This window comes from Bacillus sp. AC266 (assembly GCF_979253805.1).
In genome coordinates, this window is record NZ_CEEDEC010000001.1 from 565,333 (window position 1) to 578,033 (window position 12,701).

The window sequence follows — 12,701 nt, forward strand, 5'->3', positions numbered from 1 at the left end:
AATAATGCGTACAGAAAATTTAATTATAAACGGATATGGTTCATCAAACGGTGGAGAGTTTCATAAAGTGCAACTAAATGGAAAAGGAACTGTTAATGGAAACGTTGAGTGCGACCAATTTGAATGTAATGGTTACGGAATTGTTACTGGTGATTTGAAAAGTAGCGATGCGAGAATTAGCGGATCAGGTAAAGTTGAGGGTACAGTTAGTGCGGAAATGATGCGAATCGATGGGAAAGGGACAATTACACAAGATGTAAAGGCGACCACTTTAAAAATTGCAGGAAAAGGGACGATAGGTGGTAATGTAACTGGTGAAGAATTTAAAATCAATGGTCAAGCGACGATTGATGGTAATTGTGAAGTTGATATTTTTTCTTCAGAAGGGCAATTTACAGTTGGTGGATTATTAAGCGCAGATGAAATTAATATAAATATTCATGGTACATGTAGAGCGAAAGAAATTGGTGGCCAAACCATTAAAGTAAAACATAGATTGAGTGCTTTTAGTAGACTATTTAAAACAGTATTTGGCTTACAGTTAGAAGCTGAACTGCTAGAAGGTGACAATATCGATATTGATTATGCTCACATTAAAACAGTAAGGGGAAACAATGTTACTGTAGGGCCGAACTGTGAGATTGAACTAATTGAATATACTGGGGTTCTTACTGTTGATAAAAGCGCAAATGTAAAAGAAATTAAGCAAGTTTAAGTTTAAAAGGGAGAGAGGAATCGGTATGGAAAATCAACATAGTCTTATTGTAAATGGATCAGGTAGCTCAGCAGGTGGAGATTATAACAAAGTAAAGATACGCGGCGAAGGAACAATCTCTAATCATATGAGTTGTAATGATTTTAAAACGTATGGTACGAGTGAAGTACGTGGCAATATGAAAGCGAAAAATTATGTCGTGTATGGAGATAGTGAAGTACAGGGGAATATGGAGGCGGAATATGTAAAAGTATATGGCAATGCCCAAGTACAAGGCGACGGACAAATTAATAAAACAAAAGTTAGAGGTATGATAGAGTTTAAAGGGAAGCTATCCGGTGATTTCGTAGATGTGAAAGGCGCTTTAAATGTAAAGGGAGATATAGAAGTAGAGGAATTATTACTAACTGGTGGTCTTGAAAGTGATGGTTTGCTTAATGCTGAAAATATTGAAATCTCACTTCGTTATGAAGGAAGTAAAGTGAGAGAAATCGGTGGGAAAAAGATTACAGTACGTAAAAAAGCGAGATTTATTCCTTTTACAAGTCATGCAGGAAGCCTTCAAACATCAATTATTGAAGGGGATGATATTTATTTAGAACATACAATAGCAGACGTAGTAAGAGGAAATCATGTTATAATTGGCCCTGGCTGTGAAATTAGTGTAGTAGAATATCACACTAGTTTTAATCAGAAAGGTAATGCAGTCGTAAAAGAACATAAACAAATATAAGTAGTATGAGGGAGAGCAAGGTTATGGTTGAGAAGAATAATAAGCTCGGTTTTGTTGTGGCGGGCTTATTGCTAGGGATTTTAATGGCATCAATGGATAATACCATTGTCGTAACAGCGATGGGAACAATCGTTGGTGATTTAGGAGGCCTTGAAAACTTTGTATGGGTCGTTTCTGCCTATATGGTCGCAGAAATGGCAGGTATGCCGATTTTCGGTAAACTATCAGATATGTATGGTAGAAAGAGATTCTTTATTTTCGGTTTAATCGTATTTATGATTGGTTCGGCACTTTGTGGAACTGCTGAAAATATTACACAGTTAGGTATTTATCGTGCCATTCAAGGTATTGGCGGCGGGGCACTAGTGCCGATCGCATTTACTATCGTTTTTGATATTTTCCCTCCAGAAAAGCGCGGGAAAATGGGTGGTTTATTCGGAGCAGTATTTGGTTTATCAAGTATTTTCGGGCCATTACTTGGCGCATATATTACGGATTATATTAGCTGGCACTGGGTGTTTTATATTAACTTACCACTTGGAATTTTAGCACTTATTTTTATTACATTATTTTATAAAGAGTCACGAGTTCATAGAGAACAAAAGATTGATTGGTTTGGCGCAATTACTTTAGTTGGTGCAGTAGTTTGTTTAATGTTCGCCTTAGAATTAGGCGGACAAAAGTATGATTGGGATTCTAGCTTTATTTTAAGTTTATTTGCTGGGTTCGCTATTTTAGTAATTGCTTTTATTGTTATTGAACGAAAAGTAGAAGAACCAATCATTTCATTTGAGATGTTTAAACAACGTCTATTCGGAATGAGTACAATTATTGCCTTATGTTACGGGGCGGCATTTATGTCAGCAACTGTGTACATTCCGTTATTTATTCAAGGTGTATACGGTGGTACGGCAACAAACTCAGGATTATTGTTATTACCAATGATGTTAGGATCAGTAGTTACAGCGCAGTTAGGTGGATTTTTAACATCGAAACTTAGCTACCGAAACATTATGATTATTTCTGCTGTAATTATGCTAATCGGATTATTCTTATTAAGTACATTAACGCCAGAAACAAGTCGTATATTATTAACAATTTATATGGTTATTATCGGTTTTGGAGTTGGTTTCTCATTCTCTGTACTAAGTATGGCTGCTATTCATAACTTCGGTATGGAGCAACGCGGTTCTGCGACCTCAACGAGTAACTTCATTCGTTCATTAGGTATGACACTTGGTATTACAATCTTCGGAATGATTCAAAGAACTGGTTTCCAGGATCAATTAGAAGAATCGTTTAAAGATATGAGCGGGGGAATGAATACAAACGCTTTAGGAGATTCAAGAGCTATTCTATCAGAATCGGCAAGATCTCAAATTCCGCCGCAAATATTAGATAAAATTATTGAAGCTCTCTCTAGTTCAATCGTTCAGACATTTATGTGGGCGTTAGTCCCCGCAAGTTTAGCGTTCGTATTCGTTTTCTTTATGGGAAATGAGCGCATGGTATATAAAAAAGAACAAAACAAGGTGAAAAGTGAAACATCAAAAGCATAAAGAAAAAGCTCCTTTCAATTTTGAAAGGAGCTTTTTCTTATGTACGGAGTCGAATTAGCCTTCGATAATTTCGTATTCTTCGTCTGCTAATAATAAAATTTGTGTTTTCTTACCTTTGTTTTGAACTTCGATTACATCATATGTACCTAAGTCTCTTAGCTTGCTTTGAGAAGCGTTAACCATAACTTCCATAGAATCAATTAAGATATCTTCTTCAACGTATGATTCAGGTAATGCCATATCTTCAGTATCTAATACACATGTATATAGATTTTGTAAGTTCTCAGCAGTTGGGTTTTGTTCCTCAACATCAATGATGTTTTTTACTGCTTCCATATTTTCTTCTTTTACTTGATATACTTTAATTTTAGTCATTGTTTTAATCTCCTTTATTACGTAATCTTAGAGGCTGCAATTCATCCCGCAATAACGAGCAGTAGACTCCCGCCTCAAGGTGAAGAAGCAAATGATGAGGACGGCAGGAGATAACTGCCCGTAAGAGCCCGATTGGTGAGGGCTAACCATTAGTAGGAGATAAAGCTCCCCGCTAATAGAAGTTTCACTTTATTATAACGCTTTTTTGTTGAAAGATGAAATTGTTATATGCATTTATAGTGAAAAATATATTTTATTACTTATTTGAGGAACGATGAGTTTCTTAATTTGACAGGCATATGTCTGTATACTTATCTAGACTAATATTAGAGTTATATTGTCCAAGCTTTTCTTACATACCTTTCATATTATATTTATTAGGTAAAACATATAGGAAAGGAATGGAGAATCAGTGGATTGTGAGCCGAAACGTGATTGTCAATGTTGTCAAAATAGTATATGTGAATTTTTGAAAAGTTTACATCCTTATTCTAGGGTTGAGAGTATTGTAATAGACGGAAACGAAATAGTTGTATCCTATTTTATTTCATTTAATGAGATAAAAGGTATAGTGTCGTTTGCACAAGAAGACAGTGAGGTAATATTTGTAGATTGTTCAAGAATTGATGCGATTCGAATAGGGAAAGTTTGTAGTTGTAAAACGAAAGTTAAATTTATTGAAGATGAATTCAGTTTACTTGGAAATGTTTGTCCACATTGTTTAAATGAGGGAAGTACACTATTCTTCGATTTTAATAATCCTGAATTAAGTTTATCTTTACAGGCAACAACGATTGATCCACCTAGATGTATTGAATTTGTAGATGAGCTTGGGAATGTAGTAAAGCAAATTACTATAGTAGGTGAAGCGATTGTTTCTAAAGATTTCGTTCCGGTACCTGAACTGTTAGATTTTCGATTAATCTTATCGGATATAACTGGAAATCCATTGAAATTTGGATTACTGTTTATTAACTTCCCTGATATTACGTTTATCATTCTTTTCGCATCAAATGGATACCTCAACATTTCAAACTGTTTAAAAATAGAGAGTGGAACTGGAAATGCCGAAATAGAAGAGATGAAAAAAGAGATTATTAACGACAATAGTATGATGTACAATTCAATTATTAAGTTAACTAGAATATATAAAAATGGTGAGATGGAATCTTACATTTCTAAGAAGGAGTTATAACGTATTTATCGTAATTAACCCTCGTACACTATAATGAGGGTTTTTACATAAAAATGATTAAATGAAATATTGTTACATTTGAATTTAGCCATTTATTGTGTGGAATCGGAAACTTTTTAGCTTCTCTTTAGATACACTAATGAAAGTAAAGGTATTTATTGTTTTCTATACTGTATAGGCCGTAGTAGCGGGAAATAGGCTGGTTTGTACTATCAATTGATACGTGTTAGTCCTTAATGCGTCACTGCCATAAACATGCAAATTAGGTACCCTGCTTACGTAACAAAATATGAAAGAAGTCAATTGCAAGGGATATTTATTTAAGTGTAAATAAATATAGCGGTGGAGTAGGCGATTATACAATATTAGTAAAATAATTAAAAAAAGGGCTGCTACGACAGCCCTTTTTTTAATTATGTAAGTACCTGCTGTAAGTTTTTTTGGGAGTGAATTTTATTAGGAATAATTAGTCATCATTGTTACCATATATCGCCATCAAGTTAACGAAAATGCAATACCAATTCTGATTTTATATTAAGATTTTACTTGCTAAGCTCTCTTTGAGCCCCCATATAGCTTCCAATGATATTTTGATAACTTGGAAGATGCTTAGCAAGTAAAGCTCCGAAACCTTCAACATCATTTCGCCAGTCACGTTGTAATTCTGCTGCAACGCTAAACCAGTTCATTAGTTGCACCCTTCCATGAGCCATACGCATAAGAGCGGCATCAGCAACTTGTTTACTAAAAGTTCCAGATGCATCCGTTACAACAAATACCTCATACCCTGCATTTATAGCTGATAGAGCTGGGAACGCAACACAAACATCAGTAACGACACCTGCGATAATTAACTGTTTTTTACCCGTTGCTTCAATAGCTTTTACAAATTCATCATTGTCCCACGCGTTAATTTGTCCAGGACGCGCTATTTTAGGCGCATTTGGAAATAGTTCGATTAATTGCTGCATGAGTGGACCATTAGGACCGTCTTCGAAGCTAGTTGTTAAAATAACAGGTAAATCAAAAAACTTAGCGGTATTCGCAAGAGCTAAAACATTATTCTTGAATTCATCAACACCATAGTCACGCACTAGACTGGAAATAAGACCTGTTTGATGATCCACTAGAAGAACCGCGGCATCACTTTTTGAAAGACGAGAATACAAATCAGACATTTTATAATCCCCTTAATAAGCTTATTTACAAATCAATCTTACAGTTATTTATCTTGATTTGGTATACATGCAAAAATTTATCAACAAATAGTTTTCATTAGAATATCGGGATGTATGTATTTTCATATTGAGGAATTACAAATTTTTCGTTTTGGGAAACAATGTATTAATTGAGTGGATAGCTATGTGGTATGGTCCTAATGCTATCTATTATTTGTGAATAATAATGTTTTTACCTGTAAATAGAAAATGAGATATGAGGACTAAAATGAATCTGAAAATAGCAATTCTTGATTGGTAAATCATTTCAATGAAATTAGATGTTATAATAAAATTGAATTTACGTATAATTTATAATTATTTGATATTTTAGAGTTGAGTTTCATAGACATTTACTTAGATAATAAATAAGTGTGTATAAGAATACTAATAAAAGTTAACTCATGAAAATGTTGAGTCTAGTTGATTTTAAAGAAAGCGGGAATGTAAATGATATATGAGGCAAAAATACATACAAGAAAAAAATTAGTTTCTATGTTCGAGGATTTTAATAATGTTGTTCTACTTTCTTATTTACAAGGACATATGGGCAATGCCTGGGTGAACGATCTTGAAAACCCGACAGTAGCGCAAATTACGGTAGGGATTTTCACATTTTACGCTGGGGATCCAAATGCAAAAGAGACAGAAGAGTTATTACGTAACATCCCTGAAAGAATTTTAGTAATCGTAAATAGTGATCAATGGAAAAAGCGTTTAGAAACATTCCATGAAAGAAAAATAGATAAGTTTTTACGATATAAATTTAAAAGAAATGCAGAAGTGTTTAATCGCTCAAAATTACAATCTTTTATAACTGCACTTCCAAAAGGATATGAATTAAGAAAAATAGATGAGCATATCGCAAATAATCCAACATTACACAACGTTTCTGAAGATTTTACAAGTCAATTTCGATCAATAGATGATTATGTAAATCGAGGTATAGGTTATAGCATTTTGTATAATGGAGAAGTCGTATGCGGTGCATCATCATATAGTATTTATAATGATGGTATTGAAATTGAAGTTGCTACTGATCTTGATCATAGAAGAAAGGGATTGGCAACTGTAGTTTGTGCGACCTTAATATTGGATTGTTTAGAAAAGGGGAGGTATCCAAACTGGGACGCAGCGAATAGTACTTCTGTCAAATTAGCAGAAAAGCTAGGGTATGTTTTTGATAAGGCATATGATACTTATTTTGCAAATAATAAGTGAATGAACGGGAGCGTGTACGGATTGTACAACGTCATAAGACTAGTAAATTAACGTTTAGTAGTCTTATTTTTTATAATTGCAAACAAAAACTAAACTATCCAAAGATAAAAAGGTATTAAAAGAGATGTTAATAAATGAAATTAAGGGAAAAGAATGACGACAAGATTGGTTTCCTAAGAAGAGTTGATAAATTTTAGTGAAAAATTTGAGAATAAAACAATGATATTAATGATAAGGATGAAGGGATTCCGCAAGAATTTGGGTATAAAAACCGACTTTTTTTAGTCGGTTTTTATTTTTTTCAACAGTAGAGTGATACTAATATTGATTTTTCTTCTATTACTAGTGAATATAATTAACACATCAGTTCCTACTTCCACGATGAGGGTTCAGAAATTCTCTTTTTATATAGATAGATAATCATAAAGGCTTAATATATTAAGTTATGTGTGTTTAACTAACACTAAATTTGCTATTTTTTTGTAAATGATGAAAGTAACTATTATACAAACCCACGCATTAATAGAAGAGATACATATACAGTATAGAGAGTTAAAAAACTCCAAAATATTGTATAAAGGAGATTATAAAATATGAGCGAACAATGCCCAATTAATGTACCATGTCAGGTAGATGGACAAACTCAAACGCCATTAAGTGATGCAGCTGCAACACCAATTCTTACTCCAGGAACACCGATTGTAAAAATACCAGTTGTATTAGCAGAAAGAACAATTCAAATTGTTGTAGAATCTGATATTTCATTAGATCCTCCAGCAACTGAGATTAAACGTGTGTTAAAAAATGTATTTTTAACACAATGTAAGTTAGTTCCTGTAGCATTTACTCCAGTACCAGGTACAAATTACCGCCGAGTTACAAGAGCAAAATTATTTGTACAAGGATATATTCGTAAAAATATTGAATATGCAAATGATGAGTGTAATGGAGTGCTATATGATCGTATTGCAAATGTTCCATTTTCTGGTTTTGCAGATTTAACAGCAGCTGATTTTCTATCACAAGCTGTAGTAGCTTCTTCCTCAGATACTACATCTCACTTTATTAATCCTAAAAATGGTGATTTACCACGTTTAGACAAATACTTCTTCGAAAATACAGTTTTTTATAATGAACAACCATATTGTGAATTAGTAAGCGCACAATTTTTCGAATTAGACTTTTCACCTTGTCCAACAGAATTAAACGAGCCATTTGGAACTCTTCGTGAAAAAATTGTACTAGATCTTACTTTAAAAGTTTTACAAGTACAACAAGTACAAGTATAAGACTAAAAAAGCATTGTCTTTAATAAAAAGACAATGTCTTTTTTATTATTATAAAACATATATAATGATGGAATGGTCGCGTACAAAAAGCATATTTTTATGAATTTCATCAGATGGGGGGATGGTGATGAATAAGCCATGGGTTGGTAAGGAAATATGGAACAAAGTTTACAAATGGAAAATGCTGAATGTTCAAGATGATTCGCGCGAAATAAGAGAAAAAAAGGAAAGTAAAGAAACAGAGTCAAAAAAAGAAGATAAAGCAATGGGAATAGAGAAAGAAAGTAAAGAAACAGAGTCAAAAAAAGAAGATAAAGCAATGGGGATAGAGAAAGAAAGTAAAGAAACAGAATCAAAAAAAGAAGATAAAGCAATGGGGATAGAGAAAGAAAGTAAAGAAACAGAGTCAAAAAAAGAAGATAAAGTAATTGGAATAGAGAAAGAGAGTGAAAAAACTGGATTAACAAAAGAAAATAAAGCGATTGGATTAGAGGAAGAAGAGGTGAAAATTGAATCAGTAAAAGAATATGAAGAAAGAGAATTAGAGAAAGAAGAAATAGCAATTGAATCAAACAAAGAAAGTGAAGAGACTGAACCAGCAAAAGAAAATAAAGTGATTGGATTAGAGAAAGTAGAAGTAGCAAATGAATCAGAGAAAAAAAGTGAAGAAACTGAATCAAAGAGAGAAAGTATAGGTTTAGGATCAAAAATAGAGACTTCAGTGCATTCAATGGTAGTGAAAACGCCATTTTCTATTATTTCAGAAGTTTCTAACTTTAAAGTATTTCCAAAAATAAATGTGAAAAATCAAGATGCATTTGTATTTCGAAATGAAAAAGATGCGGAGGGGCGTGAATTAGATTCTAAGTTATTAACTACAGTGCAACAGTATCATTCGGAGGCTTATTGTAAATTAGTTTCTTTAAATCTTCATGAAAAGAGAGTGCTTGTTGAATTATATAATCAAAAAGTTAAAGGGAATAATGAAGAGAATAAGGTAGAGACATCTTCATGGATTCCTATTCACAGCATAATATTAGAGAGTGAAAATGGGGGAGAAGTAAGTAATTATATAACAGCCAGACTACCAATAGAAATAGGAAGATATAAAGGTGAAATTAGTTTACGAGAAAAAGTGGTATTTACAGAAAAAGTCATAGGAATAAAAGAGGTGGAACAGGAGATTGTTTTGACAAAAACCGAATTTTTAGTACCAAAAGTAAAAAAGAATGGACAAAATAAATTTACAGTTGAAAAAGGGAGCTTATTGGTAGAAGGATATATATATCAATGTATTGAATACATATCAGAACAAAGTACATTTCATGACAATGTGTATCAGTTAGTACAAAATATTGTATTGGAATTAATCATTCAAGTGATACAAGAACAGGAAGTACAAGTGCGAATTACATAAAAATGATTATATTCCCTTGATTAGCTCATTATTTTTATTCGTAGCGTATCAATGCGTAATCTTTTGTAAATCATTCAGTGCTATAGAATATCCTCCAAACGGTTTATCCTCAATGAATTCACTTTAATATTTATGAAGGATGATATTATTGCTAGCTAGGATAGTTACTTAATTGTATGAATTTCTTCAGGTTTAAGTTTTGAAAAGGTGCTAACAAGTTTGTCAACGAACTTGCTAACACTTATTAAAAACGGGTATAAAATGTGGCGTATATGTTGTTTGAATAAAGAAGCTAATTCACAGATAATTGCTTGTATAATCTGATGTGTAATACAAAGTGCATTGACTCCTTTTTTACAAAACTCACAACTTAAATAGTAAAACATGTTTATCGTAATTTTCCAAACACCAATTATATTTTTTTAGAATAATTGGGTGGACAACTTCTTTCGTAGTATCGACTTCAGTATAGCCATATTTTTTATAAAAGTTTTCTAGTTCCTCGAAAGGAAGACAATACACATTTAGTATTTGTAATTTTTTTGCAGTTTGTACTAAAAATGAAACGAGTTGCCCAGCTAATTGTAGACCTCTAAATTTAGGGAGAATAAAAATTCCACCCATTTCAATAGTACCTTCATCTATTTGGACTAAACGTCCAACACCTGCATACTCGTTGTTATATGTAATGATCGCAACTGTGTCTCGTGTTAAATCACTTGGTACAAATCCTATCGATTCATAATGATTATTAACCCATTCTAAATCATTATATGCAGCTAGTTGAATGCTCATATGTATCCTCTCTCAGAAAAAATGTAATATTCTCATTATACACAGTGTAATAACTTGTAAAAAGAGGTTAAAATGAAATCATTTTTATTTGCAGTTCAAGTTTTGAAGAATAGTGCATACAATATAAAGTCTTTTCCTTTCTTCATTTAAGTTTTACGTATATAATTTAAAAGTAATATTTTTATTTTATTTTTTTATATATTTATAACAGAATAGAGGTTTAAAAATGGGCGTTAAAATCATTACGGATAGTGCGGCGGATTTACCGGTAGAATTGCTGCAAGCATATGATATAGATTTAATTCCACTCCGTGTATATGATGAAGCAGAAACAGAGTATTTAGATGGGGTTACATTAAAATCAGTTACATTACTGCAAAAAATGAGAGAAGGCGTAGTTTATAAAACGTCATTGCCTTCACTTGAAACATTCCAAGAAAAATTTGTTTCCTATGCAAAAGAAGGTAACCCTTGTATATATTTAGCTTTTTCATCTGAATTGTCTGGTACATATCAATCGTCAGTTCTCATAAAAAAAGAAGTGAAAGAAACATACACTGATTTAGATTTAGAAATTATCGATACAAAATGTGCCTCACTCGGTCAAGGTATTGTCGTATTAGAGGCTGCAAAAATGGCAAAAGAGGGTGCATCAAAAGAAGAGATATTAAACCGAGTCGCTTTTCTAATGGAGCATATGGAGCATATCTTCACTGTAGCTGACTTACAGTACCTTGTTAGAGGTGGACGTTTAAGTAAAGTAGCCGGTTTCATCGGTGGTTTATTAAACATTAAGCCAATTTTAAATGTGGATGAAGGAAAACTTGTACCACTTGAAAAGGTAAGAGGGAAAAAGAAAGTATTAAGCCGAATTGTTGATATTATGGAAGAGCGCGGGAAAGACCTTAAAGGTCAAACAATCGGTATGACTCACGGTGATGATTTAGAAACTACCGAAGCATTAAAAGCATTAATTACTGAAAGATTCGGCTGTGAAGTATTTATCGTAAATACAATTGGAGCTGCAATCGGAGCGCATACAGGACCTGGTGCGTTAACATTGTTCTTCTTAAATGAAGTAGAGTAAAGGATTGATCTTTTGATCAATCCTTTTTTAATTCTAATATAATTGTTTTATGCGGATGAAAAATATGTAATTTTATATTAGTTAGTAACTTTCTTTTTAGTAGGTAAGAAGGTAGATAGGAAACCGGTGAAGGCTAGCATGAAACCAAATGTTTCAGTAATATGTTTTCTTAGTTTATAAATTATTAGAGGTTATCCTAAAGATTACGTGTTTTAACGCTCTTAGGGAGACCCTTTTTTTATCCCACATTAGCGGTTCTGTATGGGAAGGAATCACAAAATACGAATTTCGTATGTGAAGCAAAATAAAAAAGAAAAAGCCAATGTCCTTATCGTATGGAAATTGGCTTTTGTTTATCTGTATTATAGAAACTGAGAAATTGGAAAATCAAGATTAATAGTGGTATGACGCAATATTGATTTATGGGATTTCGCTTTCTTTGAAAACAAACGCATTAAAACAGCAGCTTCTAAGGATGCACTAGATAAAGCATCTTCATCTTCTCTACCAATAAGCACTATATCCGGTAAAACAGGCCAGGAACCAGCGCGATTATAAAAGTGAGCTAAAGATGGTTTACATGTGAATATACCGAAATCTATATTGCTTTGTTTTTCAATCCATTCAGTAGCTGCAGCAACTGTTTGTAAACCTAAACCCTGCCCATGATAATCCGGATCAGTCGCTACACAACTCAGTCCGGCTATATTAAATGGTTGTCCCTTATGATGGATAGTTTTGCGCACTACACCTGCATAGCTGACTAGCTTTTCATCTATATAGGAATAAAATGAGTGTACATTAAATTCTTTAAGATGTGTTTCAGGAATTTTCCCCTCAGGCAGGGGATCGGAATCTGGCCAAACTCGCTGTAGCATTACAGCAATTTCGCGTCGTAATGCATCAGATGCTTGATTATAGTCGGTTGATTGTACAATATGAGTTGTCATAAGTTATTCTCTCACTTTCTACTATGTTTAAATTCTGTATATACTCAGTAAAAGCCAGCATTTTTAGATCGTTAGGGTGGTATTTTTTTTCAAATTGTTTGAAATATATTTAAAAATCAGTTCCAGTCATTCGAGCTAGCGTAAATGT

12 protein-coding genes are annotated in these 12,701 nt (G+C 33.0%); 8 read left to right on the forward strand and 4 right to left on the reverse strand.

The annotated features are described in order from the left end of the window. Window positions 1-4 precede the first annotated feature (4 nt). From AC0IXC_RS02890 to AC0IXC_RS02900, 3 genes are read left to right on the forward strand one after another with little or no spacing between them, the layout of a single operon-like run. The gene (locus AC0IXC_RS02890; RefSeq protein WP_002189907.1) at window positions 5-715 is read left to right on the forward strand and encodes a bactofilin family protein; all 711 of its coding nucleotides are present in this window, start codon (window positions 5-7) and stop codon (window positions 713-715) included. A 25-nt stretch (window positions 716-740) separates the two neighbouring features. After that, on the forward strand, window positions 741-1,448 hold the full coding sequence (locus AC0IXC_RS02895) for a polymer-forming cytoskeletal protein (RefSeq protein ID WP_471652556.1): 708 nt from the start codon (window positions 741-743) through the stop codon (window positions 1,446-1,448). Window positions 1,449-1,471: 23 nt separating this feature from the next. Next, window positions 1,472-3,007, forward strand: coding sequence for an MDR family MFS transporter (locus AC0IXC_RS02900; RefSeq protein WP_193653674.1), 1,536 nt, complete (start codon window positions 1,472-1,474; stop codon window positions 3,005-3,007). A 54-nt stretch (window positions 3,008-3,061) separates the two neighbouring features. Here the strand turns inward: AC0IXC_RS02900 and AC0IXC_RS02905 are convergent, their stop codons facing one another. Then, window positions 3,062-3,382 carry a hypothetical protein gene (locus AC0IXC_RS02905; protein ID WP_002032538.1) on the reverse strand — a complete coding sequence of 107 codons (321 nt, stop codon included), beginning with the start codon at window positions 3,380-3,382 and terminating at the stop codon, window positions 3,062-3,064. Between the two features lie 412 nt (window positions 3,383-3,794). On the opposite strand from AC0IXC_RS02905, the gene AC0IXC_RS02910 reads away from it, so the two are divergent. Beyond that, entirely contained in the window at window positions 3,795-4,577 is a 783-nt protein-coding gene (locus tag AC0IXC_RS02910; protein WP_471652557.1) for a BC_2878 family exosporium-associated protein, read from the forward strand. Window positions 4,578-5,119: 542 nt separating this feature from the next. Here AC0IXC_RS02910 and ycaC read toward each other — a convergent pair. Next, entirely contained in the window at window positions 5,120-5,755 is a 636-nt protein-coding gene (ycaC, locus tag AC0IXC_RS02915) for an isochorismate family cysteine hydrolase YcaC (RefSeq protein WP_193653673.1), read from the reverse strand. A 489-nt stretch (window positions 5,756-6,244) separates the two neighbouring features. On the opposite strand from ycaC, the gene AC0IXC_RS02920 reads away from it, so the two are divergent. The 3 genes from AC0IXC_RS02920 (at window position 6,245) to AC0IXC_RS02930 (ending at window position 9,721) form a co-directional block, all read left to right on the forward strand. After that, entirely contained in the window at window positions 6,245-7,015 is a 771-nt protein-coding gene (locus tag AC0IXC_RS02920; RefSeq protein ID WP_088292051.1) for a GNAT family N-acetyltransferase, read from the forward strand. 593 nt (window positions 7,016-7,608) lie between these two features. Further along, the gene (locus AC0IXC_RS02925; RefSeq protein ID WP_002013348.1) at window positions 7,609-8,304 is read left to right on the forward strand and encodes a CsxC family protein; all 696 of its coding nucleotides are present in this window, start codon (window positions 7,609-7,611) and stop codon (window positions 8,302-8,304) included. A gap of 127 nt (window positions 8,305-8,431) precedes the next feature. Further along, window positions 8,432-9,721: a BC_2427 family protein gene (locus tag AC0IXC_RS02930; RefSeq protein ID WP_471652558.1), complete on the forward strand. Its 1,290-nt coding sequence runs from the start codon at window positions 8,432-8,434 to the stop codon at window positions 9,719-9,721. Window positions 9,722-10,084: 363 nt separating this feature from the next. Here AC0IXC_RS02930 and AC0IXC_RS02935 read toward each other — a convergent pair whose 3' ends face one another. After that, window positions 10,085-10,516, reverse strand: a complete 432-nt coding sequence (locus AC0IXC_RS02935; RefSeq protein WP_016120371.1) for a GNAT family N-acetyltransferase — start codon at window positions 10,514-10,516, stop codon at window positions 10,085-10,087. Window positions 10,517-10,742: 226 nt separating this feature from the next. Here AC0IXC_RS02935 and AC0IXC_RS02940 point away from each other — a divergent pair, with 226 nt between their 5' ends. Further along, window positions 10,743-11,603 (forward strand): DegV family protein, encoded by an 861-nt coding sequence (locus AC0IXC_RS02940; RefSeq protein ID WP_471652559.1) that lies wholly within the window; start codon window positions 10,743-10,745, stop codon window positions 11,601-11,603. Window positions 11,604-11,965: 362 nt separating this feature from the next. Here the strand turns inward: AC0IXC_RS02940 and AC0IXC_RS02945 are convergent, their stop codons facing one another. Continuing rightward, window positions 11,966-12,553, reverse strand: coding sequence for a GNAT family N-acetyltransferase (locus tag AC0IXC_RS02945; RefSeq protein ID WP_215589776.1), 588 nt, complete (start codon window positions 12,551-12,553; stop codon window positions 11,966-11,968). Between the last annotated feature and the right edge of the window lie 148 nt (window positions 12,554-12,701).

Bases quoted from the DNA above. Each gene is read 5' to 3' on its own strand.
- AC0IXC_RS02900 (WP_193653674.1), top strand. From the start codon at position 1,472: ATGGTTGAGAAGAATAATAAGCTCGGTTTTGTTGTGGCGGGCTTATTG.
- AC0IXC_RS02905 (WP_002032538.1), bottom strand. From the start codon at position 3,382: ATGACTAAAATTAAAGTATATCAAGTAAAAGAAGAAAATATGGAAGCA.
- AC0IXC_RS02890 (WP_002189907.1), top strand. From the start codon at position 5: ATGCGTACAGAAAATTTAATTATAAACGGATATGGTTCATCAAACGGT.
- AC0IXC_RS02945 (WP_215589776.1), bottom strand. From the start codon at position 12,553: ATGACAACTCATATTGTACAATCAACCGACTATAATCAAGCATCTGAT.
- AC0IXC_RS02895 (WP_471652556.1), top strand. From the start codon at position 741: ATGGAAAATCAACATAGTCTTATTGTAAATGGATCAGGTAGCTCAGCA.
- AC0IXC_RS02935 (WP_016120371.1), bottom strand. From the start codon at position 10,516: ATGAGCATTCAACTAGCTGCATATAATGATTTAGAATGGGTTAATAAT.
- ycaC (WP_193653673.1), bottom strand. From the start codon at position 5,755: ATGTCTGATTTGTATTCTCGTCTTTCAAAAAGTGATGCCGCGGTTCTT.
- AC0IXC_RS02930 (WP_471652558.1), top strand. From the start codon at position 8,432: ATGAATAAGCCATGGGTTGGTAAGGAAATATGGAACAAAGTTTACAAA.
- AC0IXC_RS02920 (WP_088292051.1), top strand. From the start codon at position 6,245: ATGATATATGAGGCAAAAATACATACAAGAAAAAAATTAGTTTCTATG.
- AC0IXC_RS02925 (WP_002013348.1), top strand. From the start codon at position 7,609: ATGAGCGAACAATGCCCAATTAATGTACCATGTCAGGTAGATGGACAA.
- AC0IXC_RS02940 (WP_471652559.1), top strand. From the start codon at position 10,743: ATGGGCGTTAAAATCATTACGGATAGTGCGGCGGATTTACCGGTAGAA.